The sequence below is a fragment of the Bacillus sp. PS217 genome (genome assembly GCF_037963535.1).
GTDB lineage: Bacteria > Bacillota > Bacilli > Bacillales > Bacillaceae > Bacillus > Bacillus subtilis.
On the sequence record NZ_CP150157.1, the window covers coordinates 520831 to 546909 of the forward strand.

Here is a 26079-nt window from a genome sequence, read left to right on the forward strand (position 1 = left end):
CATGTTTATCCAAAGAGTGTGTGAGGTACACAACAAATAGACATGAAAACAAAGGAGGAGAATCATCATGGCAAATTATCCAAAAGAACTGCCGGCACAAACTCAAAGTCGCCAGCCGGGAATTGAAAGCGAAATGAATCCAAGTCCGGTGTATGAGTACGAGGATTATAAAGGAGCAGACAAATTAAAAGGAAAAGTAGCTCTTATTACAGGCGGCGACAGCGGGATCGGACGCGCGGTTTCCGTCGCTTATGCAAAGGAAGGCGCAGACATCGCCATTGTGTATAAGGATGAGCATGAAGACGCTGAGGAGACGAAGAAACGTGTTGAACAAGAAGGCGTAAAATGCCTGCTGATTACTGGTGACGTAGGTGAAGAGGAATTCTGCAATGAAGCGGTTGAAAAAACGGTCAAGGAACTAGGCGGCCTTGACATCCTTGTCAACAATGCAGGTGAACAGCATCCGAAGGAAAGCATCAAAGAGATTACGAGCGAACAGCTTCACCGCACATTCAAAACAAACTTTTATTCTCAATTTTATTTGACTAAAAAAGCAATTGATTACCTGAAACCGGGCAGCGCCATCATCAATACGACATCCATCAACCCGTACGTAGGGAACCCGACACTGATTGATTATACAGCGACAAAAGGGGCGATCAACGCCTTTACAAGAACAATGGCGCAGGCGCTTGTTAAAGACGGCATCCGTGTAAATGCAGTCGCGCCGGGTCCAATCTGGACGCCACTAATCCCAGCTACGTTCCCTGAAGAAACAGTTGCTCAATTTGGGCAAGATACGCCGATGGGCCGTCCTGGACAGCCTGTTGAGCACGTCGGCTGTTATGTGCTTCTGGCATCAGATGAGTCCTCTTACATGACAGGACAGACCCTGCATGTCAACGGCGGAAACTTTGTGACGACATAAGAGGGAGTGAGACATATGGGCATCACGAAAGAAGAAGTGAACAGCTACTATCAAAAAGCAGGGATTGTATTAACGGACGAGGAAGTAGACCAAATCCAGCTGATGGATTACGGCTTAGGAAAAGAAAGAAAAGTCGGGCTCCAGCTCTTCGTCTACGTCAATACAGACCGTTATTGTTCAAAGGAATTGGTGCTGTTTCCGGGACAGACTTGCCCGGAACACCGCCATCCGCCGGTCGACGGCCAGGAAGGCAAGCAGGAGACCTTCCGCTGCCGCTACGGAAAAGTGTATCTTTACGTAGAAGGAGAAAAAACGCCGCTTCCAAAAGTTCTCCCTCCTCAGGAAGACAGAGAACACTATACGGTCTGGCACGAAATTGAGCTAGAACCGGGCGGGCAATATACAATTCCCCCGAATACAAAGCATTGGTTCCAGGCCGGGGAAGAAGGTGCTGTCGTGACGGAAATGTCATCGACGAGCACGGATAAACATGATATCTTTACCGATCCAAGAATATAAGGATGAGGCTTAGCAGCCCATCCTTTTTTGTATTGAAAAAAACGGAATCATCGCTATAATGGGTAAAAAAGGAAAGAGGGCGAGGCAATGTTCACCTGCAAGGTAAATGAGCACATCACCATCCGATTATTGGAGCCGAATGATGCGGAGCGGCTGGCCGAACTCATTATCCAAAATCAGCAGCGGCTTGGCAAGTGGCTGTTTTTTGCGGAAAATCCAAGTAGCGCTGACACGTACCGAGAAACAATCATTCCAGATTGGCGGCGCCAGTATGCCGACCTGAACGGCATTGAGGCGGGGCTCCTTTATGACGGCAGCCTATGCGGCATGATCAGCCTGCATAACCTTGATCAAGTGAATCGTAAGGCGGAAATCGGATATTGGATTGCCGAAGAATTTGAAGGGAAAGGCATTATTACAGCTGCCTGCCGAAAACTCATTACGTATGCTTTTGAAGAGCTTGAGCTGAATCGTGTGGCGATCTGTGCGGCTGTCGGAAACGAAAAAAGCAGAGCGGTTCCGGAGCGGATCGGGTTTCTAGAGGAAGGAAGGGCACGGGATGGCTTATACGTAAACGGCAGGCATCACGACCTCGTCTACTACAGTCTGTTAAAGCGTGAATGGGAAGGCGAAAAATAAAGAGCACACTTTCTTGTTTAAATCTTCCCCGGATGTGGAAAAGTAACAGCGGAGACGTTAAAAAGGAGTGATTCGAGATGAATCAGCAAGACATTAAACAAAAAGTGCTTGATGTTCTAGATCACCATAAAGTAGGTTCGCTCGCAACAGTTCAAAAGGGCAAACCGCATTCCCGCTACATGACTTTTTTCCATGACGGGCTGACGATTTACACACCGACAAGCAAGGAAACTCATAAAGCAGAAGAAATTGAGAACAACCCCAATGTCCACATTTTATTAGGCTATGATTGTGAAGGTTTTGGCGACGCATATGTCGAAGTTGCCGGAAAAGCCAAAATCAACAATTCGGCAGAACTCAAGGACAAAATATGGAGTTCCAAATTAGAGCGCTGGTTTGACGGCAAGGATGATCCGAATCTGGTGATTCTTGAAATTGAACCGGAGGATATCAGATTAATGAATGCCGGGGAGAAAACACCGGTCTCACTCGAACTATAAAAAATTTGTGTTTTCAGGGGCGATATGTTATTATGAATAGCTAGTAAGAAAAATAAGCAAATAAAAAAGAAAGTAAACTTCTTTTTTCTGTTTTGAGAGAGAAGCTTACCGCTTCCCAAGCAGCATAACCAGCTGCCCTTATTCTTTTCCTTCATAACAAATCGCCCCTAACGATGAGATGGAAAAAAGACTTTTTTGTTTTACAATTCACACCGGCGCGGCTTCGGAGCCGCAGTGACGATTGAGAGGTAGGGCTTTCGTTGTCTTGTGTTCAAGAAATTTCCATGGTGTTTACTTTCCAGAATGATTCTTCGGAACAATGCTTTATGAATCTAACCCGCCTGACTTGGCGGATGATATAATCTTTATTTGCGTATAGAAAAGAATAAGACAAACCGCCCGGCGTACGCCGGACGGTTTTTTTATTGCAAAAAACACATCGTACTGAAACCTCCTTGTCTTCTTTCCAGTCTTATCTCTAGGATGAAATTGGAGGAAGAATAACGTGCATGTCATTACAACACAAGTACTTTTTATTTTTTGTTTTTTATTGCTGATTCACTCGATAGAAACCTTAGCCTATGCTACAAGGCTTTCCGGGGCCCGCGTTGGATTTATTGCGTCCGCGCTTTCTCTGTTTAATGTCATGGTCATCGTATCCAGAATGTCGAACATGGTGCAGCAGCCCTTTACTGGGCATTTAATTGATGATGCTGGAAAAAACGCACTGGCGATTGTAGGGGAGCAGTTCCGCTTTTTAATTTTCGGATCGACAGTCGGCACCATTTTGGGCATTATCCTGCTCCCGTCTTTTGTCGCTCTTTTTTCACGGGCGATTATTCACTTGGCGGGCGGCGGCGGCTCCGTTTTTCAAGTATTCCGAAAGGGATTCTCGAAACAAGGATTCAAAAATGCCCTTTCCTATTTACGTCTGCCGTCCATTTCATATGTAAAAGGATTTCATATGCGCTTGATTCCGAAGCGTTTGTTTGTCATCAACATGCTGATCACATCGATTTATACGATTGGTGTGCTTTCGGCTTTATACGCAGGCCTTTTGGCGCCGGAGCGCAGCACGACAGCCGTCATGGCTTCAGGTTTGATCAACGGAATTGCGACGATGCTGCTGGCCATTTTTGTTGATCCTAAAGTATCCGTTCTAGCTGATGATGTGGCAAAAGGAAAACGAAGCTATCTCTATTTAAAATGGACCTCTGTCACAATGGTCACATCAAGGGTGGCGGGCACACTCCTCGCCCAGCTCATGTTTATTCCGGGGGCCTACTATATCGCGTGGCTGACAAAGTGGTTTTAATAAAAAAGGCTGGATCATAAAAATCCAGCCTTTTTTGCGTTCCCTTATTTATATTTCCTTAATCCGCGGTCGTACAAAAAATTTCCGAATGGGACGAAAGCGGCGATGAAGCCGGCAGCTGACCATTTCAGCGGCCATTTGACAGAGAAGGTTGCATAAGCCAAGACAAGCAAATACAAAATGAACAACCCGCCGTGAACCGAACCGACAATTGTCACCGCAAGCGGAAGGCCTGCCCAATATTTAAGCGGCATAGCGATGAACAGCAGGATTAAGAGTGACATTCCTTCAATAAAACCCATCGTGCGAAGTCTTCCAATCGGCGTGTGCAGCATAAATCGCCCTCCTTGTGGACACGTTTTCATTTTATACTATAAACAATCCGGAGGGGCATATGACAGCTTTCAAAAAATGTTCGGAAAACATTCATTTTTACATGCCTTTTCTAGGGAACTGTACTTGTCATTTACAAAAATACCCGAGATAATGTGTACAAAATCAAAAAAGAAGGATGTTGAAATGAAACTTGACCAGATTGATCTGAATATCATTGAGGAGCTGAAGAAGGACAGCCGTTTGTCGATGAGGGAATTAGGCAGAAAAATTAAGCTGTCGCCTCCATCTGTAACAGAACGGGTAAGACAGCTTGAATCGTTTGGCATCATCAAGCAATACACGCTGGAGGTCGACCAGAAAAAACTGGGGCTTCCCGTTTCCTGTATTGTGGAAGCAACCGTTAAAAACGCGGATTACGAGCGGTTCAAAAGCTATATTCAAACATTGCCGAATATTGAATTTTGCTATCGGATTGCGGGTGCAGCCTGCTATATGCTGAAAATCAATGCCGAAAGCCTCGAAGCGGTAGAAGATTTCATTAACAAAACATCGCCATACGCGCAAACCGTCACTCACGTCATTTTCTCAGAAATTGACACGAAAAACGGGCGCGGTTAGAGAGTGCCGCGTGAAGTCTGTTATAATAACAGGATGAGCGCGAAAGAAAGAGAAGTGATCAAGCATGTCAAAAACAGTTGTATTAGCTGAAAAACCTTCAGTCGGCCGGGATTTAGCCCGGGTGCTGCAGTGCCATAAAAAAGGAAACGGTTATCTCGAAGGTGATCAATATATTGTGACCTGGGCTTTAGGCCATTTGGTGACGCTTGCTGATCCGGAAGGCTACGGAAAAGAATTTCAATCATGGCGCCTAGAGGATCTGCCGATTATCCCAGAACCCTTGAAGCTTGTGGTGATAAAAAAAACCGGAAAGCAGTTCAATGCAGTCAAATCCCAGCTTACCCGTAAAGACGTCAATCAGATTGTCATCGCGACTGACGCAGGCCGGGAAGGTGAGCTTGTTGCGCGCTGGATCATTGAGAAAGCGAATGTCCGAAAACCAATCAAGCGGCTGTGGATTTCATCTGTGACGGATAAAGCGATCAAGGAAGGTTTTCAAAAGCTGCGCAGCGGCAAAGAATATGAAAACCTGTACCATTCTGCCGTCGCCAGAGCGGAAGCGGATTGGATTGTGGGGATCAACGCCACCCGTGCACTTACCACAAAATTCAATGCCCAGCTCTCATGCGGGCGTGTGCAGACTCCGACGCTTGCCATGATTGCAAAGCGCGAGGCAGACATTCAGGCGTTTACGCCCGTTCCGTATTACGGCATACGTGCTGCAGTCGACGGCATGACGCTGACGTGGCAGGATAAGAAATCAAAGCAGACGAGAACGTTCAATCAAGATGTAACAAGCCGTTTGCTAAAAAATCTCCAAGGAAAGCAAGCGGTCGTAGCTGAGCTGAAAAAAACAGCGAAAAAAAGCTTTGCGCCTGCGCTTTATGATTTAACGGAGCTGCAGCGTGACGCCCACAAGCGCTTCGGTTTTTCTGCTAAAGAAACGCTTTCTGTCCTGCAGAAGCTATATGAGCAGCATAAGCTCGTCACATATCCGCGGACTGACTCTAGATTTTTATCCAGTGACATCGTCCCAACGTTAAAAGACCGTCTGGAAGGCATGGAAGTAAAACCGTATGCCCAATATGTCAGCCAAATTAAAAAACGCGGCATTAAATCTCATAAAGGATATGTCAATGACGCGAAGGTGTCAGACCACCACGCGATTATCCCGACCGAAGAGCCGCTCGTTCTCAGCAGTCTGAGTGATAAAGAACGAAAGCTGTATGACCTGATTGCGAAACGTTTCCTGGCTGTATTAATGCCTGCATTCGAATATGAGGAAACAAAGGTCATCGCAGAAATCGGCGGAGAAACCTTTACGGCGAAAGGCAAAACCGTGCAGTCGCAAGGGTGGAAAGCCGTTTATGATATGGCGGATGAGGATGATGAGCAGGAGGATGACAGAGATCAGACACTTCCTGCGCTTCAAAAAGGCGACACACTTGCCGTCCGCACGTTAACGGAAACAAGCGGCCAAACGAAGCCGCCTGCCCGATTTAATGAAGGGACCTTGCTGTCAGCGATGGAAAACCCAAGCGCGTTTATGCAGGGAGAAGAAAAAGGCCTCGTCAAAACGCTTGGAGAAACAGGCGGCCTCGGCACGGTGGCAACGCGTGCCGACATTATTGAAAAACTGTTCAACAGCTTTTTAATCGAGAAAAAAGGCCAAGATATTTTTATCACATCTAAAGGAAAACAGCTCCTGCAGCTTGTTCCGGAGGATCTGAAATCACCGGCCTTAACAGCAGAATGGGAGCAAAAGCTGTCTGCGATTGCGGCCGGCAAATTGAAATCGGCTGTTTTTATTAAAGATATGAAGGCTTACGCTCACCAAACGGTAAAAGAAATCAAAAACAGCAGCCAAACCTTCCGACATGACAACATCACGGGAACGGCATGTCCGGAATGCGGCAAAATGATGCTGAAAGTAAACGGCAAACGCGGGACGATGCTCGTGTGCCAAGATCGTGAATGCGGAAGCAGAAAAACGATTGCCCGAAAAACAAACGCACGCTGCCCAAATTGCCATAAAAGAATGGAGCTTCGCGGCCAAGGCGAGGGCCAAACCTTTGCGTGTGTGTGCGGTCACCGTGAAAAGCTCTCTGTATTTGAAAAACGAAAAAACAAAGACAAAGCGCGTGCTACCAAACGGGACGTATCCTCTTATATGAAAAAACAAAATAAAGATGAGCCGATTAACAACGCGCTGGCAGAACAGCTGAAAAAACTCGGTTTGGATAAATAATAAAAAAACCTGTGCCTATCGCACAGGTTTTTTTAGTGGACTTAGGTCCTGTTTTCTTAATGTTCAAAAAGGGGAAAAAAAGCTAGCAATCTGCATTTTTTTCTTTTATAGTAAATGTACTTTGTAACATGGCAGTCATATTTTCGTCTATAACTATTTGTGAGCGTCTGATTTGCTTCAGGCGACAAAGGGGGATTTGCCTGTGAGGCATGTACTAATTGCTGTCATCTTATTCTTCTTATCTATCGGACTTTCCGCAGGGTGTGCTGAAGCTGGAAACAAGACCCAAAATCAGTCGGCGACAGAAGTGAATGCCAGCCCGCTCCAGCCGGCGGAATATTTCATCTATCACAATTTAATGAATGACCAAGGGCTGATCAAAACCGATTTTTCAGACCAGCCTTCTTACTTGTCGGAATCTCTCGGCCTGTGGATGGAGTTTCTGCTCAGCAAAAATGACGCACCGCATTTCCAGGATCAATATCAGCATCTGACTGATTCATTTCTGATGAGCAATCACTTGGTGACGTGGAAGATTCAAAATGGCCAAGCGAGCGGGACGAATGCGCTGATAGATGATATGAGAATTATGCTGTCTCTTGACCAAGCCGCCGCAAAATGGGGCCGCAGCGACTACGCGCAAATGGCTAGGGATATCGGCACGTCTTTGAAGACATACAATATGAACAACGGGTTATTTACAGACTATTACGACTCACAGGCCGCTTCAAAGGATGTGACGCTTTCATACGTCATGCCTGATGCCTTAGCTGTCTTAAAGAAGAATGGAATCATAGACGAAGAAACAGAACAGCGGAATGCCAATGTTCTCTATTCAGCTCCTTTAAAAAATGGCTTTCTGCCGAAGACATACAGCTCGGAGACGAAGGGATACACATATGATAGTGAAATCAACCTGATTGATCAGCTTTACGCTGCTTGGCATTTGCCGGAAGGGGATGAAAAAGCATCTGTTTTAGCGGACTGGATCAAGCAGGAATTTCAGAAAAACGGAAAGCTGTACGGGCGGTATTCGGCAGATACGAAGGAGCCTGCCGTCCAATATGAGTCTCCATCCGTATATGCCTTAGCCGTATTGTTTTTGACAAAACAGCATGAAAACAGTTCTGTCATCAAAGCCATATATGACAGAATGAATGACTTTGAAATTCATGATCCGGTGAAATCGTATTATGGAGGCTATATGAGCGGCACTCAGACGCATTCATTTGACAATCTGCTGCCGCTGTTAGCCGAAAGGAAGCTTTTTAATGAAAATATCATTCAGTGAATCACAAAAATTATTTGCTTATTTTTCAGGGCTCATCGCGGCCCTGTCTTTGTTTATTTATTATGTGTCAGCCCAGCAATCAGAAGGTGCTCTGATCCTTTGCATCACATTTGGCGTCATCGCCGCAGGCATCTGGTTCGGCCCGATTTACGCGCTGGCAGTGACCTTAATCGTACTCTTTGTTCTCGGCACCTTAATGATGTTTTTCCAGACTGGACAGGCTGCGTTATTTCCGGCTGAGGAAGGACTGCGAATGCTTATCGTGTGGGGAATCGCGCTTTTGCTGTTTTCTTTTATTTCTGGACGAATCCACGATATTACGGCAGAGCTTAGGCGCTCGATTACACGGCTTCAATCCGAAATTAAAAGCTATGTTGCTGTTGACAGAGTGACCGGTTTTGATAACAAGCAAAGGATGAAGCTGGAACTTTCAGAAGAAATCAAGCGGGCGGAGCGCTATGGCAATTCTTTTGTGTTTTTGCTGCTCCATATGCATTATTTCAAAGAGTTTAAGTCTTTGTACGGTGAAAAAGAAACGGACCGCCTCTTCCAATATGTCGGTCAGCAAATCAGGACAAGCGTTCGGGAAACGGATAAGAAATTCCGTCCCTCTGATGAGCGTATCGGGATCGTGCTGACGCACACGCCTGCTGAACATATGCCGGCCGTTCTGACCAAGCTGAAGAAACAATTGGATACATATCAGCTGGAAAATGGAAAGTATGTGTCGCTTACGTTCCACGTTTGCTATTTGCCCTACCGCAACGATATCAAAACAGCTGATCAATTTTTAGAAGAACTGGAAAACGAGATGATGATGAATGAACTATAAAGGAATCACATTGCTATGCGTCATGATGCTTCTATTTTCAGCTATTGCGTCTTTTCCCGTTTCTGCGCAAGCGAAAGATCAGGATGCCGGCATTCTCATCATCTACTCAACCTTGGACGGCAAAGAGTCGTCACAAGTCAAAATGCTCGATTTGCTTGCGGGCCACTTTACATCCCATGTGACAGTCAAAAAAGATTCAGACGTTGAAGCGTCGGATTTCAAAGGGAAAGACCATGTGATTTATTACGGCCAAACGAAAAGAAAGCTCAGTAACAAATTGCTGTCTCTTATCAGCGGCGTAAAAAAACCGGTTGTCGCCATTGGCTATAACGCAGGCCAAATCAGCCAATTTTCCGGTCTTTCATTAGCCCGCAAAGAAAATGTGTTTCAGGTTCACAGCAGGTCGGAAAAGGCCGATGTGTCTCTGGAAAGCGGGCTTAACGTGCTGAGTGTATCAGGCCTGAAAGGAACGGCGCTTTACACCTTCAAAGCCGATGAAGGCACAACGCATTCTTTTATATGGAAAACAAAAAAAGGGAATGTGTACATTGGATTAACAAATTTGTTAAATGACAATTTGATCGTGGCGAAACAGCTCAGAGAAGCTTTCGGAGAGAAGGCGGGGACAACGTTATTGTATTTGCGTCTCGAGGATATCAGCCCGATGTCTGATGAAAAACTGCTGCTTCAAGCCGGTACATACCTGCATAAGCGGCATATTCCTTTTATCCTGGCGGTCATTCCGGTTTATTTGAATCCGGAAACAGGCGACAAAGTGTATTTGTCTGATCAACCGAAGATGGTCAAGGTACTGAAAAAGCTGCAAAGCATGGGCGGCAGTATCATTGTTCACGGCTATACTCACGCTTATCGCTACAGTGAAACAGGAGAGGGCTTTGAATTTTGGGATGCAAAGGCGGATCAGCCGATTACATCCGGAAATGCCGAAGACCCCCCGTCCATTTTGGAGAAAGAACAGGACTTCCCGAACGAACAAGCCTATCACAGCTATCTCGAACCATTTCGGGAAAAGGAAGAAACGTATACAAAACAAAAACTGACGCGTGCCATTGAGGATTTGACATCATCGGGTCTTTACCCGCTGGCGTTTGAAGCGCCGCATTACACGATGTCCGAATATGGCTATCAAATCGCCTCGCAGTATTTTACAAGCATTTTCGGCCAGGTCCAGCTCAGCAGCACAACATGGAAAACATCCGGTGCACCTCCGTTTGTGACTGCTCCTTCGATGTTGCACGGAATGACGCTTTATCCGGAAACGATCGGCTTTGTCGACACATCGAAGCAAAACCCGCTCGGTGAGATGGAGGAGCACATCTCCCAGATGATTGATTTTGAAGGCGGAGTAGCCGGAGGATTTTATCACCCGTACCTCGGGATGAAATATCTGCCGGAGCTGGTTGATCAGATGGAACGCATTCCAGACAGTGAATGGCTTGATTTAAAGAAAACGAAACAAACCGTCAAAACAGACAAAGTGGAAATTCATACAAGCGGTGACGGAACGATTCAGGTGAAAAACGGCGTAAGCGCGATTGACGAGTTTTTCGATCATCACCGGCAAACCCCTCTGGAAAAGGCGTTATGGATTCTCTCCGCTGTTGTGCTCTTATTTGTCATCATGTTTGTCAGTTATACGTTTTACTTGAGAGCCACATTGAAAAAACGAATTTTTAAGGAGAGAAGAAGCCTTGGGTAATACGCTGTTCTTTATCTCGCTAAGTTTAATATGGGTTATGCTTCTCTACCACATGTTCCTCATGCAGGGCGGGTTTCGCCACTATATGACCTTCGAACGGAATATCCCGAAGTGGAGAGAAAATATGAAGGAACTGCCGAAGGTCAGCGTCCTCATCCCGGCGCATAACGAAGAGGTTGTGATTCGGCAGACGCTGAAGGCCATGGTCAACCTTTATTATCCGAAGGACCGGCTGGAGATTATCGTCGTTAATGATAATTCATCAGACCGGACGGGTGATATCGTCAATGAATTTTCCGAGAAATACGATTTCATCAAAATGGTGATTACGAAGCCGCCAAATGCAGGAAAAGGAAAATCCTCTGCACTTAACTCGGGTTTTGCCGAATCGAACGGCGATGTGATCTGTGTGTATGACGCCGACAACACGCCTGAGAAAATGGCTGTGTATTACCTTGTGCTCGGCCTGATGAATGACGAAAAGGCAGGCGCCGTGGTAGGGAAATTCCGTGTCATCAATGCGGCAAAGACGCTGCTGACGAGGTTTATTAATATCGAAACGATCTGTTTTCAGTGGATGGCCCAGGGAGGCAGATGGAAGTGGTTCAAAATCGCCACGATCCCAGGCACCAACTTCGCGATCCGCAGAAGCATTATCGAAAAGCTCGGAGGCTGGGATGACAAAGCGCTCGCTGAGGATACTGAGCTGACCATCCGGGTATATAATCTCGGCTATCACATCCGCTTTTTCCCTGCCGCCATCACGTGGGAGCAGGAACCGGAAACATGGAAGGTATGGTGGCGCCAGCGCACCCGATGGGCGCGCGGCAATCAATATGTCGTGCTCAAATTTTTGGCGCAGTTTTTTAAGCTGAAACGAAAACGAATTATCTTTGATTTGTTTTATTTTTTCTTTACGTACTTCCTGTTTTTCTTTGGCGTGATCATGTCAAATGCGATTTTTGTAGTGAATTTGTTTTATGATTTGCATTTGTCTGTTGGATTTTTGGCAATGATTCTCTGGATTTTGGCGTTTTTCTTATTTATGACAGAGGTCATGATTACGTTGAGCATTGAAAAAACAGAAATGAACAAGCAAAACTTTTTTATCGTATTTCTCATGTACTTCACATACTCGCAGGCATGGATTGTGCTTGTTATCTACTCTTTATTCGTAGAAATCAAGCACCGTTTATTCAAGCAAGAGGTCAAATGGTACAAGACAGAACGATACAATCAACATAAAAGCGGGTGACCTTTTTGAAACAAATAATGATTTTTCTCACAAGCTTCATGCTGCTGGCGATGACTGGACAAACGGCTCTTGCCAAAGACGTACAGGTCAGCGGTTCGCTCCTCGGGAAAAGCAGCCAAGAACAAGCCAAACAGCAGGTGCTGACAAGCGAGTTGATTACACTGTATGGATCAAAAGACAGCGCAGAGCTGACGTACCAGATCCCGGCAGGCGCCTCTTCGGGCAATCAGCAATTGGTAATCGAATACGAGGCATCAAATCTTTTAATTTCTCCATCATCGTTAACGGCTGTCATTGATGATGAACCGGTCAAGACGTTAAAGCTTGATGGTGATTCCAAACGGAAAACAGTGAAGCTGAATCTGAATAAAAGCCAGTCTGCGCAAGGCTATCACAACGTATCGCTGAAATTCTACGGCGTAATGAAAGAGGGCGTGTGCGTCAGACAGGATACATCAGGCAACTGGATCAAAATTTATCCGGACAGCCGGCTGACACTTGCTGACAGCAGTGAAGCGAAGGGAACGTCGCTGGACCATTATCCGTATCCTTTCGCCCAATCTGGAAATACAGCGGAAGAAACAGCTATCGTCATTCCGGATAACCCAAGTTCAGCAGAAATAGAAGCTGCTGTTAAAACAGAAGGCTATTTGAAAACGGTGGACAGCAGTGTCAGTATTGCGTATGTCACGGAATCTGAACTGAAAAAAATCGATAAGCCGACGATTGTTATCGGCGTGGACAAGCATTGGAACGGCAAAGTGAAAAAACTGTTGAAACAAGCTGGGCTACAGGCAAAAGGAGAAAACCTTCTGCTTGCGGAGCGGGTGCTGAAAGCAGAGGGCAAACAGCAGCCGGTTCTGTTTGCGCAAGCGGCGTCCGAGGACGCGCTCACTAAAAAAATCAGCGTGATGACAGATCAGACATATACAGGCCAGCTCAGCGGCGATACACTTTCAATCAGCAAGCTTCAGCAGACTGAAAAAAAAGAAAGCGATAAGCTGACCCTTGAGAATTTTGGAGCGGGTGATATCACAATTGGAGCCGACAAAACATCTTCAGCACATTATTTTTATCCGGCTTCGGCTGTTTTAGATGAAAACCAATCGGCGAAGCTGTCGCTTAAACTGAAAAAGTCTGAAACGATTCAAGCCTCAGCGACTGAAAACGAGTCTGCCTCTCAGGCTGCAGAACTGAAAGTGATGATCAATGGCCAGCCGCACTCGGTCCGGCTTGATGAATTAGGAAAAGAAGATAAAAACGGATTCTATCATGTCACAGTGAAAGTGGACCCTAAGCTGCTGCAAAAAAACCGCTACATTGATATTCAGTTTGTCACGACCGGTTTAAAGGAAAACAACCCTTGTAATACGACTGATGAAGAAAAGTGGGTTTTTATCGATAAAAACAGTACATTATCATACGCCATCAAAGGCATGTCTCCGTCAGCGGATTTTCAAGAGTGGCCGCTTCCTTACGCCGGAAACCAGGATCAAACAACGTTAATCGTGCTTCCTGACACCGTAAGCCAATCGAAGCTTGAGGAGCTTTCTCTCGTGACGGAATCCTTTGGCAGCGAAGCACAGCATTCATATACGGTAAAGAAATCATCTGACGTTACAGCAAATGATGCGAAAGGACGAAACCTCATTTTCATAGGGGGGATCAATCAATTTTCTCTTCTGAAGGAGAAATCATCAGATCTGCTTGTACCGCAGGAAAAGAACGGCTCATTTGATGTATCTGGTTTCGAGATGCTGAATGAGACAACAAAACAAGTGGTATTTACCCAAGCATCGGTTTGGGATTCACGCTATACAATGGCTGTCTTTGCACCGTCAAAAGGAGATGGCACGGCTGTCACAAAAGAGATCATCAGTTATCTGAACAGCAACGATGAGTCGGCAACCGTCCTTAATGAAACAAACAGCCAGCAGGTGTTTACAAACCACCAGCAGCTCAAATCGGAAACAAACAGTTCCGATGCAGAACAACCAACACAGGATCATAGCCAGAAATGGATGTATATTGGTGTGCTGGCACTCATTATGGTGATTGCGGCAGTGTTCATTTGGATTGCCGTAAGACGCAGAAAAAGAAAGACAGATACAGAATAAAACAGAGGCGATATTAGCCTCTGTTTTTTATTTTTGGTAAGTAAATTCCATTCGTGGAACCTGTCATTTTATTTTTTTCTCTCAGCCAATAAGCCTCTTTACAACGTGCGGGAACGGGAGTATGATCACTTTTAGAAAACAAATCGCTTAATCTGAAATCAGAGCGGGGGACCCAATAGAACGGCTTTTTGCCGTTGGGGTGAATCCTTTTTAGGTAGGGCTAACTCTCATATGCCCGAATCCGTCAGCTAACCTCGTAAGCGTTCGTGAGAGGAGATGAATGAAACCTGTGTTCGATGTTATGGCACAGGGGCATCCGTTTGCCTCTGTGTTTTTTGTTGTTCATTTTTGAATGCAAATCGCATACAGAGACATCATAGCAGAAAGGACTATCATCAACATGTGAGAGCAAGACACTGATGTTTTATTGTTTTAATTGAAAAATGAGAAATTAAAAGGGGAAGACATCGATGTATCATTCAATCAAACGTTTTTTGATTGGGAAACCACTAAAATCCCAAGCAGCTGGAGAGCAAAAACTGACGAAATTAAAAGCCTTGGCTATGCTTTCCTCAGATGCGCTGTCATCTGTCGCATATGGGACAGAACAAATTCTAATCATTTTGGCAACAATCAGTGCTGCCGCATTTTGGTACTCCATTCCGATTGCGGTGGGCGTTCTCATCTTGCTGCTCGCACTGATTCTTTCATACAGGCAAATTATTTACGCTTATCCGCAGGGCGGCGGGGCGTATATCGTTTCTAAAGAAAATCTCGGTGAAAAACCGGGATTGATTGCGGGCGGTTCATTGCTTGTTGATTATATTTTAACAGTAGCGGTAAGTATTTCCGCAGGCACGGACGCCATCACGTCAGCCTTTCCTGCATTGCATGATTATCATGTGCCGATCGCTATTTTTCTCGTGTTAGTGATTATGATTTTGAACCTGCGCGGTCTTTCGGAATCGGCATCCATTCTTGCCTACCCGGTTTATCTGTTTGTGGTGGCGCTTTTGGTTCTCATTGCAGTCGGGTTGTTTAAACTTATGACAGGACAAATAGACCAGCCAGCCCATCATACACCGCTCGGCACACCTGTAGCCGGCATTACGCTGTTTTTGCTGCTTAAGGCTTTTTCCTCCGGATGCTCAGCGTTGACCGGGGTTGAGGCCATTTCTAATGCGATTCCTGCATTCAAAAACCCGCCTGCGCGAAACGCGGCAAGAACGCTTGCGATGATGGGGATTTTGCTGGCGATTCTGTTTTCCGGCATCACGGTGCTCGCGTACGGGTATGGTACGGCGCCGAAGCCTGATGAAACAGTGGTTTCACAAATTGCGTCCGAAACCTTCGGGCGGAATGTGTTCTACTATGTCATCCAAGGTGTCACATCGCTTATTTTGGTTCTTGCGGCAAATACGGGATTTTCAGCCTTCCCGCAGCTTGCCTTCAACCTGGCGAGAGACCAGTATATGCCGCGAATGTTTACAGTCAGGGGCGACCGCTTAGGCTTCTCAAATGGGATTATCTTTTTAGGCTTTGCCTCCATTGTTCTCATTATCTTATTCGGAGGACAGACGGAGCACTTAATCCCGTTATATGCTGTGGGCGTATTTATTCCATTTACGCTTTCACAAACCGGCATGTGCATGAAATGGATCAAGCAAAAACCAAAAGGCTGGATCGGAAAAATGCTGATCAACTCCTGCGGTGCTCTGATATCATTTATGGTTCTATCCATTCTGTTTGTGACGAAGTTTAATGTCGTATGGCCTGTGTTAATCTTTATGCCTATCGTCGTTTTGCTGTTTTTTGCGATTAAAAATCACTATACTGCGGTTGGTGAACAGCTTCGCATCGTAGACAAAGAGCCGGAAGAAATCAAAGGCACCGTTGTGATTGTGCCTGTGGCCGGTGTCACCACCGTCGTACAAAAATCGATTCACTATGCGAAATCACTGTCCGATCAAGTGATCGCCGTTCACGTGTCATTTGACAGAGAACAGGAAAAGAAATTCGAAAAACGCTGGGAAGAGCTTAATAACGGCGTGCGTCTCGTTACGCTTCACTCCTCGTACAGAAGCCTTGTCCATCCGTTTGATAAGTTTTTGGAAACAGTTGAGGCAAAAGCGAAGAAGGAGCAGTTTTCCGTTATGGTGCTGTTTCCGCAATTTATAACGAAAAAACGCTGGCACACCATCCTTCACAACCAATCGGCCTTCCTCCTCAGAGTCCGGCTGTTCTGGAAAAAGGACATAATGGTTGCCACACTGCCGTATCATTTTAAAAAGTAAAGCTCTAGGACCAAGGGAATTACCTTGGTCCTTTTTTGCGGGAAAAGGAGGTATGGAGTGTATACACAAGGTGCTTTTGTGATCGTATTGAACGAAAGTCAGCAAATTCTGCTGGTGAAACGAAAAGATGTCCCTTTATGGGATTTGCCGGGCGGCAGGGTTGATCCCGGGGAATCGGCTGAGGAAGCGGCAGTGCGGGAGGTATTGGAAGAAACGGGATACAATGCAGCGCTTTCTGCGAAAATAGGTGTTTACCAAAGGCCAAAGTTTCAAGATGAACAGCATCTGTTTTTCGGAAGCATAACAGGCGGACAAGCAGTGGCTGACGGCACAGAGACAGCGGGATTAAAGTGGGTTTCCCCGGGGCGTTTGCCGCTTTTTATGGTGCCGAATCGAAAAAGGCAGATCAATGATTTCAAGAACGGCGCTCAAGATGTAAATGTCACCGTCAAGGATAGCGGGTTGCTCGCGGCGATCGACCTGTTGAAAAGAAGACTGGGCAAGCGATTCAGGTCTCCGGGTTTTAAAGCCTTTCTCCTGTGGTATTGAAAAAAGGAAAAAGGAGGATACGTTATGGCACATAAAACTGCAGGACAAGTAATGACAGAGCTGCTTGAGCAATGGGGAGTTGATCATGTATACGGCATCCCCGGAGACAGTATAAATGAGTTTATTGAAGAATTAAGACACGAAAGAAATCAACTGAAGTTCATTCAAACTCGCCACGAAGAGGTAGCGGCACTGGCAGCCGCGGCTGAAGCAAAACTCACCGGCAAGATCGGAGTCTGTCTGTCAATCGCAGGGCCGGGAGCGGTGCACTTATTAAATGGTTTATATGATGCTAAAGCCGACGGCGCCCCTGTGCTGGCGATTGCAGGACAGGTTTCTTCTGGCGAAGTCGGACGGGACTATTTCCAGGAGATCAAGCTGGAGCAAATGTTTGAGGACGTGGCTGTGTTCAACAGAGAGGTACATAGCGCAGAATCACTTCCGGATCTCTTAAATCAGGCGATCAGGACCGCCTACAGCAAAAAAGGCGTTGCGGTATTGAGCGTGTCAGATGATTTGTTTGCGGAGAAAATCAAACGGGAGCCCGTGTATACTTCACCAGTGTATATTGAAGGGAACCTTGAACCGAAAAAAGAACAGCTCGTCACCTGCGCCCAATATATTAATAACGCTAAGAAGCCGATTATCCTGGCAGGGCAGGGAATGAAAAAGGCGAAACGGGAGCTCTTAGAATTTGCGGACAAAGCCGCCGCTCCGATCGTTGTTACACTCCCGGCAAAGGGTGTTGTTCCCGATAAGCACCCGCATTTTCTCGGCAACCTCGGGCAAATCGGAACAAAGCCGGCTTACGAGGCAATGGAGGAATGTGATTTATTAATCATGCTCGGAACGTCATTCCCATACCGTGATTATTTGCCTGATGACACGCCGGCGATACAGCTCGATTCAGACCCGGCGAAAATCGGAAAACGGTATCCGGTGACAGCGGGCCTTGTCTGCGATTCGGCTCTCGGCCTGCGCGAATTGACAGAGTATATTGAACGCAAGGAAGACAGAAGATTCCTGAATGCCTGCACAGAACATATGCAGCATTGGTGGAACGAAATTGAAAAAGATGAGACAGAGGCCACAACACCGCTTAAACCTCAGCAGGTCGTGGCCCGTCTTCAGGAAGCGGCAGCCGATGATGCGGTGCTCTCTGTAGATGTCGGCACTGTGACAGTCTGGATGGCGCGTCATTTCAAAATGAACGCGAACCAGGATTTCATCGTTTCCAGCTGGCTTGCGACAATGGGCTGCGGCCTGCCGGGAGCGATTGCAGCAAGCTTGTCCGAACCGGAACGCCAGGCGATCGCCGTCTGCGGTGACGGGGGATTTTCCATGGTCATGCAGGACCTTCCGACCGCCGTCAAATATAAGCTCCCGATCACAGTCGTCATTTTAAACAACGAAAATCTCGGCATGATTGAGTACGAGCAGCAGGTCAAAGGCAATATCGACTATGTCACAAAACTTCAAAATGTCGACTATGCCGCATTTGCAGAAAGCTGCGGAGCAAAGGGCATCAAAGTGACCAAAGCGGAAGAGCTTGCGCCGGCTTTCCATAAGGCGCTGCAATCTGACCAACCGGTCGTAGTGGATGTCATGATTGGAAACGAACCGCCGCTGCCTGGCAAAATCACCTACGGGCAGGCGAAAGGCTTTAGCAAGTACATGCTGAAAAACTTCTTCGAAAACCAAAAATTTGAAATGCCGTCACTGAAGAAAAGTTTGAAACGGTTATTCTAAAAAAACGTATTTTCAGCTATAACATGTTTGAATTCATAAAATGATCGGTGTATGTATTAGGAACTGATTTCGCCATTCTCGAAACAGACAAAAGGACAAATGCATCTTGTTTCAAAGCAATGAGATGCATTTGTCCTTGTATGTTTATTCTTATCAAATCTTACAGACTTCTTCTCATAATAGGGTTATTTTTCTTTTTTCTTCAGCCCGAAGAAGAAAGGAAAAGCAGAACCGACCAAGAAGGTGCCGAATAAAAACATGCCGCCGATAAACACGTGGAAATTTGTGTGTCCGGCCGTAAACGCCGTGATTAGGGAAATAATACTGAGCACGATCATGGCAATGCCGGGCGCGACTCTCATTTTTCCCTTGGATCTATGGGCAGTAACAGAACATAAAATGCCGATAACAATAGGAACAATCCACAAATAAAACAGAATAAATACTGACATCATCAAAACTCCGATTTTTCTTCTATCATAACAAATTTCTGTCAAAAAGGGTATCAATGAGCTTTTGCGGAAAAATAAAAACCGGCTTTAGAAGCCGGTTTTTTTATTGAAACGTATCTACAATTAAAAACACATTCAAAGCAACGATCAATACAGCAATCAGCCAAGACACCACTGTGACCCATTTGGCGTTGATCAGAGATCCCATGATCCGTTTATTGCTTGTAAACATAATAAGCGGAATGAGGGCAAAGGCGATCCCGAAGGACAGCACGACCTGGCTCAGTACGAGAGCGGTCGTCGGATTAACACCTGACGCGATGATCAAGATCGGCGGAATGATCGTGATAAAACGCCGTACATACAGCGGAATGCGGTAGTTGATAAATCCTTGCATAATCACGTCGCCTGAAAGTGTGCCGACAGACGAACTGGATAGACCGGCAACGAGCAGCCCGATCCCGAACAAAGCCGCAGACATAGGGCTGACAAGATGTCCGAATTGCTGAAATGCGACGTCGAGATCCTCAACAAACAGGCCGTTTTTGAAGAATAATGCGGCAGCCACAATCAGCATACTTGCATTAATAGCCCCTGCAATCAGCATCGCTATTAAAATATCAATAAATTCAAACCTAAAGATTTTTTTCCGTTCTGCATCAGTTTTGCCAACCACCCGCCGCTGTGTAAGGGCAGAGTGTAAATAAATGGCGTGCGGCATAACAGTTGCGCCAAGAATACCCGCTGCAAGAAGCACACTGTCGGTGCCATGAAACGCCGGGACAAAAAGGCCCTTCATCACTGACACGGCATCAGGCTTTGCGAAAAAGGTCTGCAACGCAAAGGCGATCACGACCACAAACAGCATACCGGCAATACCTGCTTCAAGTGAGCGATAACCACGGCGCTGAAGCTCCAATATCGCGAAAGAACCGATCGCCGCAATAATAGACGCTTCAAGCATCGGAATGCCGAACAGCAAATACAGTCCCAGAGCCGCTCCGATAAATTCCGCCAGATCAGTTGCGATAATGACAAGCTCGCCCTGAATCCATAATCCGATCGAGACAGGCTTCGGGAATTCTTCACGGGCAACCTCAGGCAGATTTTTGCCTGTCGCAATACCGAGTTTGGCGGATAGGGATTGAATTAAAAGGGCCATGATATTGGAAAATAAGATCACCCATAAGAGCATATATCCGTATTTAGAACCCGCCGAAATATTCGTTGCGAAGTTGCCGGGATCAATATAGGCAATGGCTGCTATAAATGCAGGGCCGAGAAAAGGGAGCAGCCCTCTGAATCCTCTGATTTTCCCGTCAAGCGCATCTTGGACGGCTTTGGAACGGGGAGATTGTGCTGTGATGTCCTTGTTCATCATGTCTCACCTGAATTCTGTTTGTTTTTGCCGTACAACAAAGAGTTTCCTTAAGGCAAATTATTTTATCTACATCATATGACCATCCCGGTTTCTTGTCAACCGAAAATGTTCAAAATACACTTCTGAATTTTTCCCTGTTATGTAACATGATATGTAGGGATTCGTGATAAGGTCCCATATAAAAAGACATCGTTTCATTTCGAAACGATGCCTCCTGTATCTAATGAGTCTAGGCTTCCTTCCGCAGCCCGCGGAATATAAGGCCCAGCAAGAACACGAAGATGGCTGCCCCGATGATGGCCGGGAAAATAGCAAAGCCGGCGAGGCTCGGTCCCCATGTGCCAAGAAGTCCGTGCCCAATCCAAGCGCCGATCAGCCCGGCAATCATAGAGCCGAAAATTCCTCCCGGCAGCCGGTTTCCTACAATGGCGCTCCCAATTAATCCGATAACAATAGCAACAACTAATGAAACCAAAAAGCTAAGCATCATGATCACCTCTCATAAATGATTTACCAATCAATAACCGCTCCTGATCATTTCGAAACACTTAAAAGCATATTCCTTTATGATCCTGTTTTAATCTTTCTCTGCACACTGCCGTCAGCTAAATGAACAATGACCTCAGTGCCTTTATGCGCCGCGATTTCCTTTGCCCGTTCAATCGCTTCTTTCTTTGTATCCTTGATTTCAGACACGCGTTTGGCGCCCTCGGCTTTGACTGCCCAGCCTTTTTTATGCTTAATAACATGTTCTGCTTTGTTCATGAGCTCGGGACCGCTGCCGCTGCTTGGATCAGCATCGCGTTCTGTCTCATCATCATGCGTCAGGAAATCATCAATTTCATCTGTAGAGGCGTTTTCCGCCCATTCCTTCGCTTTGCTTGTCGCAATTGGAATCGCGCGCCCTTCCTCATAGCCTTCATCAATCATCGCATTCGCAATGTCTATCGCCTTTTTTCTCACCGGCTTCTCAAGATTTTTTAATGAAGCAGGATAATCCTTCATCGACCAAGGCATGTCTATCACTCCTTTTATAAAAATGGTACCCGCAGGTGAAAAATAAAAACGCATCCGAAAAAATGGAGGTATACTATATAGTAGAAAAAACGGAAGGGAAGTGCGGGTTGGGTGCCAACAGAACGAAAAGAAGACTTACATCAGCAATTAAAAGAGATAGAGAAATGGGAAAAAGATCAGCAAAAAGTCTGGTTTTGGGAAAAGCTCAGCCGTCTCCCGTTTCAACTTCTGGACAAGCTGACACCGGAATTCATCCAGAAAAAGATCGGCAAGCTCTTGGATGAGGTCGGCAGCTTTGTTCAAACAGGCGGACAGTACCTGACATCTGAAAAACAGATTATCAGGATGTTTCAAAAGAAACTGCCGGAGGAGATCTTTGAATCGCTGGAGGACATCCGGAAAGCGCCTCTTCCTGTCATGGATGAAATTGCGGAAGGAATGGGCAAAAACAGAACCAACGCAGCAACCGTTCAAGGCGCGACAACCGGTGTGGGCGGCGTGTTTACGCTGGCGGCAGACATTCCGGCAGTGCTTGGCTTATCACTAAAAACATTACAGGATATCGCAGTCGCATACGGCTATGACCCAAAGGAGAAAAAAGAACGCGTCTTCATTGTGAAATGCCTGCAGCTGACGTCAGCTGATGTTGTCGGCAAAAGATCGATTTTGCAGGAATTAAAACACTACGATCAAGACCGTACATATAAGAATGTCGCTTCTCAAATCCAAGGCTGGCGAGAAGTCGTTTTGGGCTATCGAGACACGTTTGGCTGGAAAAAACTTTTCCAGATGGTGCCGGTCGCCGGAATGGTCTTTGGCGCGGCTGCCAATCGCTCAACATTAAACGACATTACCGAGACAGGCATTATGCTGTACAAAAAGAGACGCATTCTTGAACGACTGAAAGAAACAGAACGAGAGATGGAATAGCAGAAAGCAGACGGACACCGCGATCCGCCTGCTTTTTTTAGTGGAAACACACCCAATGTGTTTTGTTTGTTTAAAAGAATTGTGAGCGGGAATACAACAACCAACACCAATTAAAGGAGGAATTCAAAATGGCAGACAATAACAAAATGAGCAGAGAAGAAGCAGGTAGAAAAGGCGGAGAAACAACAAGCAAGAACCATGACAAAGAATTCTATCAAGAGATTGGTCAAAAAGGCGGAGAAGCCACTAGCAAAAACCATGACAAAGAATTCTATCAGGAAATCGGCGAAAAAGGCGGAGAAGCCACTAGCAAGAACCATGACAAAGAGTTCTATCAAGAAATCGGTGAAAAAGGCGGAGAAGCCACTAGCGAAAATCATGACAAAGAATTCTATCAAGAAATCGGCCGAAAAGGCGGAGAGGCAACAAGCAAAAATCATGATAAAGAATTCTACCAAGAAATTGGCTCAAAAGGCGGAAACGCCCGCAACAACGACTAATCAAAAGCATAAAGGCAGACAACCTGTAAATAAAAAAGCGATCCGGCACATCAGCTGGATCGCTTTTTTTTGGAATCTTCTCAATTTATGCCACTATTGCGATACAATAAGTGAAAAAGGGGTTTTCGCTAATGTCCAAGATGCAAAACTTGCTCGCCATCGCAAATGAAGTCAAAGAAAAGCACGCCAATTTTTCAATCTCAGAGGTCAACGACCACTGCGTGCGCCTTGCGGTGTTTACGGGAGAATATGACTGGCACCATCACCCTGACTCAGACGAATTGTTTATTGTTCTTGAAGGGGAGCTGCTGATCGATTTTAAGGACAAAGAAACCGCGGTGCTCAAAGCAAATGACAGCCTGCTGATCCCGAAAGGCACGGTTCACCGCACACGCTCTTACGTCAGAACGGTAAATCTCTGTGTGGAGCATAAACAAGCCGAAACCGTCATCATAGAGGAGCAGCCATGCTAATCAAAAAGATGATATGTGAAGTAGACGCTGCAAACGCTGAAGCATTTGCAAAAGCGCAGTCACAGTGGGAAGCATTATCGCATATAAGCGGCTTTATCAAACAGGCCGGCGGCTGGCGAAAAACGATAGACGAGCCGCTCACCGCAGAAATCATCAGTGTATGGGAAAACAGAGAAGCCTATGATCATTTTATGGAGAACGAACATGACAGCATATACGAGGAAAACGATCAGAAGGCTGTAATTCTTTCGATAGAGGTGACGGTGTACGAAGAGGATAAACCGTTCGTTCACGATCTGTTACATAACCCCGATATCCGGTACGAACCAAACTGGACGGTTCTGAAGGCATAATCAAAGCCCAAAACATCATGTTTTGGGCTTGTCTCTTTACTCGCGTCCCGGAAGTGTATTATGAACAAAAGGCGGTGCTGGTTTTAACTCCGGTTTTTCTCCAAACGTTTTTGCTTCTTTCACATATTCAAAGGCTTCTCCGTCCGGCGCTTTTTCATTCAGCCAGTTTTGCTCGGCGCTTTCTTCGCCTTCAGAGAAATTGATAAGCTGATGTGAGAACTCTTGTTTTTCGAGCGCTTTCGGGAATGTACCCGGCACAACCGGACCTTCCTGTGCTTCTAATTCTTTAATGGCGGCAAGCCATTGGTTCTGGTGCATCGTGTCACGCGCCAGCAGGAAGCTGAGCATATCTTTGACGCCTTTGTCATCCGTCATTTCAAACAGGCGTGCGACCTGCAGACGGCCCTGAGATTCCGCATTCAGGTTGGCGCGGAAGTCTGCCAGCAGGTTTCCGCTTGCTACGATATAACCGCCGCTCCAAGGTACGCCTGTACTGCTTTCCGGCATGGCGCCAAGTCCTGATACAATCGCATGGTGAGGGTTCATGCCGCCTAGGATGGAGCCGATGACCGGATCTTCAGCAGCTTTTTCCTGCTGATCAAGAGGGGCATCCTCAAGAAGTCTGGCAATCATCGTTGCGATCATTTCAACATGCCCGAGCTCCTCAGTTGCCGTATCCATCAGCAAGTCCTTGTATTTTTCATTTCCTCTTGTGTTCCAGCCTTGAAATAAGTACTGCATGGCAACTGAAATTTCTCCGAATTGCCCGCCTAAAATTTCTTGCATTTTTTTAGCGAATAATGGATCTGGACGATCTGGTTTAGCAGGATGCTGCAGCATTTTTGTGTGCTTAAACATGTACCCATCTCCTTTTTCGTTTATCTCTTTTTATATTTCCGATCGATAGAAAGATAAACGAAAAACAGCGTATCGAGATGGGAACTATGAATCTTTTCGCAGCTCCAACAGTTCCCGGATCAGCTCCCGGCCAAAGATGGGCTCATACTGCCGGTAAACAGGGTCAAGACGCTTCATCCATTCTTGTTTCTCTTTATCTGACAGCTCATAAATATGTATAGCAGAATTCTTTTTGATTTCTTCCAGCTGCTCCTTGTTCATTTGTTCGGCATACGTTTCATTCCACTCCGTCGTCTCCTTCATCGCTTCAGTCAAAATGCGTCTTGTTTCTGGTGTTTGCGCCTTCCAGAAGTGTTCATCAGTCATGACAGCGTAGCCGAGATAACCGTGGCTGCTTATTGTCAAATAGTCCTGAACATTATAAAATTTTTTAGAATAGATGTTTGAAATTGTATTTTCTTCGCCATCGACTACATTGTTTTCTAACAGCTGAAAGGTAGAATTGAAGGATTCCTGATGAGGTGTTGCGCCAAGCAGCTTGAACTGATCCTCAATCACATCGCTTTGCATAATGCGCAGATCCTGCCCTTTTAAATCATCCGGTGTTTTGACCGGCCCTTGATTTGTTGTGATTTGCTTAAAGCCGTTCGTCCAATAGGCCAGTCCTTTTAATTGGTTTTTCTTTAGAGAATCAAACAGCTGTGTGCCAATGCTTCCGTTCAGCCCTTTTTTGACGGCGTTGTAATCTGTAAATGCATACGGCAGATCAAGCACTCCCCATTCAGGCGAGAGCATGCCGAGCTTCGATGTGGAGGGGGCGATAAATTGAACATCGCCGTTTTGCAATGCTTCAATTTCTTCAATGTCCGAGTACAGGCTTCCATTCGGAAATACTTCTATTTTTATTTTCCCGCCTGATTTTTCGTTCACCAGATCAGCGAATTTATTGGCGGCCAGCCCTTTTGGCGTATTTTCAGCAACCACGTGGCTGAATTTAAACACGATTTGATCCTGCAGGCCTTCCTGGTCGTCATCATAAACAATCTTTTTATTGCCGGTATGATCATGGAATCCAATAAATAAAGCGGTTGCAATTCCAGCGATCATCAGTGCGAGACATGCAAGCAAACTCTTCATGAAAAGCCCTCCCCTATGTTAAGGATAATGGGGGCAATGACATTCGTAAAGACCTGAAAGGAGAAGCT

At 45.9% G+C, this 26079-nt stretch carries 27 protein-coding genes and 1 riboswitch; of the genes, 19 read left to right on the forward strand and 8 right to left on the reverse strand.

Translation table 11 applies throughout. The features are described 5' to 3' along the window. Nucleotides 1-67 precede the first annotated feature (67 nt). From NSQ83_RS02740 to amj, 5 genes are all read left to right on the forward strand, one after another. Nucleotides 68-928 (forward strand): SDR family oxidoreductase, encoded by an 861-nt coding sequence (locus NSQ83_RS02740; RefSeq protein ID WP_033883707.1) that lies wholly within the window; start codon nt 68-70, stop codon nt 926-928. A gap of 15 nt (nt 929-943) precedes the next feature. Then, nucleotides 944-1447: a D-lyxose ketol-isomerase gene (gene lyxE / locus NSQ83_RS02745; protein WP_003234400.1), complete on the forward strand. Its 504-nt coding sequence runs from the start codon at nt 944-946 to the stop codon at nt 1445-1447. Nucleotides 1448-1534: 87 nt separating this feature from the next. Beyond that, on the forward strand, nt 1535-2086 hold the full coding sequence (locus tag NSQ83_RS02750; protein ID WP_248719459.1) for a GNAT family protein: 552 nt from the start codon (nt 1535-1537) through the stop codon (nt 2084-2086). A 77-nt stretch (nt 2087-2163) separates the two neighbouring features. Beyond that, nucleotides 2164-2586, forward strand: coding sequence for a pyridoxamine 5'-phosphate oxidase family protein (locus NSQ83_RS02755; protein ID WP_003234396.1), 423 nt, complete (start codon nt 2164-2166; stop codon nt 2584-2586). A 505-nt stretch (nt 2587-3091) separates the two neighbouring features. Beyond that, entirely contained in the window at nt 3092-3901 is an 810-nt protein-coding gene (gene amj, locus NSQ83_RS02760; RefSeq protein WP_015715258.1) for a lipid II flippase Amj, read from the forward strand. Between the two features lie 44 nt (nt 3902-3945). On the opposite strand, the gene NSQ83_RS02765 is transcribed toward amj, so the two are convergent. Then, nucleotides 3946-4236, reverse strand: a complete 291-nt coding sequence (locus NSQ83_RS02765; RefSeq protein WP_014475846.1) for a DUF3817 domain-containing protein — start codon at nt 4234-4236, stop codon at nt 3946-3948. Between the two features lie 184 nt (nt 4237-4420). On the opposite strand from NSQ83_RS02765, the gene lrpC reads away from it, so the two are divergent. The 10 genes from lrpC (at nt 4421) to NSQ83_RS02815 (ending at nt 18910) form a co-directional block, all read left to right on the forward strand. After that, the gene (lrpC, locus tag NSQ83_RS02770) at nt 4421-4855 is read left to right on the forward strand and encodes a transcriptional regulator LrpC (RefSeq protein WP_003246585.1); all 435 of its coding nucleotides are present in this window, start codon (nt 4421-4423) and stop codon (nt 4853-4855) included. 64 nt (nt 4856-4919) lie between these two features. Beyond that, complete coding sequence (locus NSQ83_RS02775) at nt 4920-7103, forward strand: DNA topoisomerase III (RefSeq protein ID WP_144527494.1); 2184 nt, start codon at nt 4920-4922, stop codon at nt 7101-7103. A 202-nt stretch (nt 7104-7305) separates the two neighbouring features. Then, on the forward strand, nt 7306-8394 hold the full coding sequence (locus NSQ83_RS02780) for a lipoprotein YdaJ (protein WP_046664274.1): 1089 nt from the start codon (nt 7306-7308) through the stop codon (nt 8392-8394). After that, nucleotides 8375-9226 carry a cyclic-di-GMP receptor EpsK gene (gene epsK / locus NSQ83_RS02785; RefSeq protein ID WP_046664273.1) on the forward strand — a complete coding sequence of 284 codons (852 nt, stop codon included), beginning with the start codon at nt 8375-8377 and terminating at the stop codon, nt 9224-9226. The genes NSQ83_RS02780 and epsK overlap by 20 nt, the downstream gene beginning before the upstream one ends. Before the next feature lie 10 nt (nt 9227-9236). Further along, on the forward strand, nt 9237-10946 hold the full coding sequence (locus NSQ83_RS02790; protein ID WP_198879013.1) for a DUF2334 domain-containing protein: 1710 nt from the start codon (nt 9237-9239) through the stop codon (nt 10944-10946). Continuing rightward, nucleotides 10939-12201 carry a glycosyltransferase family 2 protein gene (locus NSQ83_RS02795; protein ID WP_003246697.1) on the forward strand — a complete coding sequence of 421 codons (1263 nt, stop codon included), beginning with the start codon at nt 10939-10941 and terminating at the stop codon, nt 12199-12201. Before NSQ83_RS02790 ends, NSQ83_RS02795 begins: the two co-directional genes overlap by 8 nt. A gap of 5 nt (nt 12202-12206) precedes the next feature. After that, entirely contained in the window at nt 12207-14318 is a 2112-nt protein-coding gene (locus NSQ83_RS02800; protein ID WP_198878988.1) for a cellulose biosynthesis cyclic di-GMP-binding regulatory protein BcsB, read from the forward strand. Nucleotides 14319-14452: 134 nt separating this feature from the next. Then, nucleotides 14453-14596: riboswitch (cyclic di-AMP (ydaO/yuaA leader) on the forward strand. A gap of 192 nt (nt 14597-14788) precedes the next feature. After that, nucleotides 14789-16612, forward strand: a complete 1824-nt coding sequence (gene kimA / locus NSQ83_RS02805) for a potassium transporter KimA (protein WP_021481720.1) — start codon at nt 14789-14791, stop codon at nt 16610-16612. A gap of 57 nt (nt 16613-16669) precedes the next feature. Continuing rightward, nucleotides 16670-17161: an 8-oxo-dGTP diphosphatase MutT gene (gene mutT, locus NSQ83_RS02810; protein ID WP_198878989.1), complete on the forward strand. Its 492-nt coding sequence runs from the start codon at nt 16670-16672 to the stop codon at nt 17159-17161. Nucleotides 17162-17185: 24 nt separating this feature from the next. Next, on the forward strand, nt 17186-18910 hold the full coding sequence (locus NSQ83_RS02815; protein ID WP_198878990.1) for a pyruvate oxidase: 1725 nt from the start codon (nt 17186-17188) through the stop codon (nt 18908-18910). A 16-nt stretch (nt 18911-18926) separates the two neighbouring features. On the opposite strand, the gene NSQ83_RS02820 is transcribed toward NSQ83_RS02815, so the two are convergent. The 5 genes from NSQ83_RS02820 to NSQ83_RS02840 form a co-directional block, all read right to left on the reverse strand. Continuing rightward, nucleotides 18927-19067, reverse strand: coding sequence for a hypothetical protein (locus tag NSQ83_RS02820; RefSeq protein WP_128992274.1), 141 nt, complete (start codon nt 19065-19067; stop codon nt 18927-18929). A 28-nt stretch (nt 19068-19095) separates the two neighbouring features. Then, complete coding sequence (locus tag NSQ83_RS02825) at nt 19096-19362, reverse strand: hypothetical protein (RefSeq protein WP_017697017.1); 267 nt, start codon at nt 19360-19362, stop codon at nt 19096-19098. A 103-nt stretch (nt 19363-19465) separates the two neighbouring features. After that, nucleotides 19466-20743, reverse strand: coding sequence for an Nramp family divalent metal transporter (locus NSQ83_RS02830; RefSeq protein WP_041850718.1), 1278 nt, complete (start codon nt 20741-20743; stop codon nt 19466-19468). Between the two features lie 229 nt (nt 20744-20972). Beyond that, nucleotides 20973-21230 (reverse strand): GlsB/YeaQ/YmgE family stress response membrane protein, encoded by a 258-nt coding sequence (locus tag NSQ83_RS02835; protein WP_003246519.1) that lies wholly within the window; start codon nt 21228-21230, stop codon nt 20973-20975. Nucleotides 21231-21307: 77 nt separating this feature from the next. Then, a complete protein-coding gene (locus tag NSQ83_RS02840) occupies nt 21308-21760 on the reverse strand; it encodes a DUF2188 domain-containing protein (RefSeq protein ID WP_003246574.1) in 453 nt (150 codons plus the stop codon). Nucleotides 21761-21871: 111 nt separating this feature from the next. On the opposite strand from NSQ83_RS02840, the gene NSQ83_RS02845 reads away from it, so the two are divergent. The 4 genes from NSQ83_RS02845 to NSQ83_RS02860 all read left to right on the forward strand — a co-directional run bounded on the left by NSQ83_RS02845 (nt 21872) and on the right by NSQ83_RS02860 (nt 24016). Beyond that, nucleotides 21872-22690, forward strand: coding sequence for an EcsC family protein (locus tag NSQ83_RS02845; protein WP_160221354.1), 819 nt, complete (start codon nt 21872-21874; stop codon nt 22688-22690). 128 nt (nt 22691-22818) lie between these two features. Beyond that, nucleotides 22819-23190, forward strand: a complete 372-nt coding sequence (gsiB, locus tag NSQ83_RS02850; RefSeq protein ID WP_003246542.1) for a glucose starvation-inducible protein GsiB — start codon at nt 22819-22821, stop codon at nt 23188-23190. Between the two features lie 131 nt (nt 23191-23321). Further along, nucleotides 23322-23663 (forward strand): cupin domain-containing protein, encoded by a 342-nt coding sequence (locus NSQ83_RS02855; RefSeq protein ID WP_003246564.1) that lies wholly within the window; start codon nt 23322-23324, stop codon nt 23661-23663. Next, entirely contained in the window at nt 23657-24016 is a 360-nt protein-coding gene (locus NSQ83_RS02860; RefSeq protein WP_003246730.1) for a YdbC family protein, read from the forward strand. The genes NSQ83_RS02855 and NSQ83_RS02860 overlap by 7 nt, the downstream gene beginning before the upstream one ends. A gap of 36 nt (nt 24017-24052) precedes the next feature. Here the strand turns inward: NSQ83_RS02860 and NSQ83_RS02865 are convergent, their stop codons facing one another. Together NSQ83_RS02865 and dctB are read right to left on the reverse strand one after the other, a co-directional pair. Beyond that, the gene (locus NSQ83_RS02865) at nt 24053-24874 is read right to left on the reverse strand and encodes a manganese catalase family protein (protein WP_015715268.1); all 822 of its coding nucleotides are present in this window, start codon (nt 24872-24874) and stop codon (nt 24053-24055) included. A gap of 84 nt (nt 24875-24958) precedes the next feature. After that, entirely contained in the window at nt 24959-26011 is a 1053-nt protein-coding gene (gene dctB / locus NSQ83_RS02870; RefSeq protein ID WP_003234350.1) for a C4-dicarboxylate TRAP transporter substrate-binding protein DctB, read from the reverse strand. Nucleotides 26012-26079 lie beyond the last annotated feature (68 nt).

What these genes read in the sequence shown, in the direction of transcription:
- NSQ83_RS02740 (WP_033883707.1), top strand. Translation starts at nt 68, where the DNA reads ATGGCAAATTATCCAAAAGAACTGCCGGCACAAACTCAAAGTCGCCAG.
- lyxE (WP_003234400.1), top strand. Translation starts at nt 944, where the DNA reads ATGGGCATCACGAAAGAAGAAGTGAACAGCTACTATCAAAAAGCAGGG.
- NSQ83_RS02750 (WP_248719459.1), top strand. Translation starts at nt 1,535, where the DNA reads ATGTTCACCTGCAAGGTAAATGAGCACATCACCATCCGATTATTGGAG.
- NSQ83_RS02755 (WP_003234396.1), top strand. Translation starts at nt 2,164, where the DNA reads ATGAATCAGCAAGACATTAAACAAAAAGTGCTTGATGTTCTAGATCAC.
- NSQ83_RS02765 (WP_014475846.1), bottom strand. Translation starts at nt 4,236, where the DNA reads ATGCTGCACACGCCGATTGGAAGACTTCGCACGATGGGTTTTATTGAA.
- lrpC (WP_003246585.1), top strand. Translation starts at nt 4,421, where the DNA reads ATGAAACTTGACCAGATTGATCTGAATATCATTGAGGAGCTGAAGAAG.
- NSQ83_RS02775 (WP_144527494.1), top strand. Translation starts at nt 4,920, where the DNA reads ATGTCAAAAACAGTTGTATTAGCTGAAAAACCTTCAGTCGGCCGGGAT.
- epsK (WP_046664273.1), top strand. Translation starts at nt 8,375, where the DNA reads ATGAAAATATCATTCAGTGAATCACAAAAATTATTTGCTTATTTTTCA.
- kimA (WP_021481720.1), top strand. Translation starts at nt 14,789, where the DNA reads ATGTATCATTCAATCAAACGTTTTTTGATTGGGAAACCACTAAAATCC.
- NSQ83_RS02815 (WP_198878990.1), top strand. Translation starts at nt 17,186, where the DNA reads ATGGCACATAAAACTGCAGGACAAGTAATGACAGAGCTGCTTGAGCAA.
- NSQ83_RS02825 (WP_017697017.1), bottom strand. Translation starts at nt 19,362, where the DNA reads ATGTCAGTATTTATTCTGTTTTATTTGTGGATTGTTCCTATTGTTATC.
- NSQ83_RS02830 (WP_041850718.1), bottom strand. Translation starts at nt 20,743, where the DNA reads ATGATGAACAAGGACATCACAGCACAATCTCCCCGTTCCAAAGCCGTC.
- NSQ83_RS02835 (WP_003246519.1), bottom strand. Translation starts at nt 21,230, where the DNA reads ATGCTTAGCTTTTTGGTTTCATTAGTTGTTGCTATTGTTATCGGATTA.
- NSQ83_RS02840 (WP_003246574.1), bottom strand. Translation starts at nt 21,760, where the DNA reads ATGCCTTGGTCGATGAAGGATTATCCTGCTTCATTAAAAAATCTTGAG.
- gsiB (WP_003246542.1), top strand. Translation starts at nt 22,819, where the DNA reads ATGGCAGACAATAACAAAATGAGCAGAGAAGAAGCAGGTAGAAAAGGC.
- NSQ83_RS02855 (WP_003246564.1), top strand. Translation starts at nt 23,322, where the DNA reads ATGTCCAAGATGCAAAACTTGCTCGCCATCGCAAATGAAGTCAAAGAA.
- NSQ83_RS02860 (WP_003246730.1), top strand. Translation starts at nt 23,657, where the DNA reads ATGCTAATCAAAAAGATGATATGTGAAGTAGACGCTGCAAACGCTGAA.
- NSQ83_RS02865 (WP_015715268.1), bottom strand. Translation starts at nt 24,874, where the DNA reads ATGTTTAAGCACACAAAAATGCTGCAGCATCCTGCTAAACCAGATCGT.
- dctB (WP_003234350.1), bottom strand. Translation starts at nt 26,011, where the DNA reads ATGAAGAGTTTGCTTGCATGTCTCGCACTGATGATCGCTGGAATTGCA.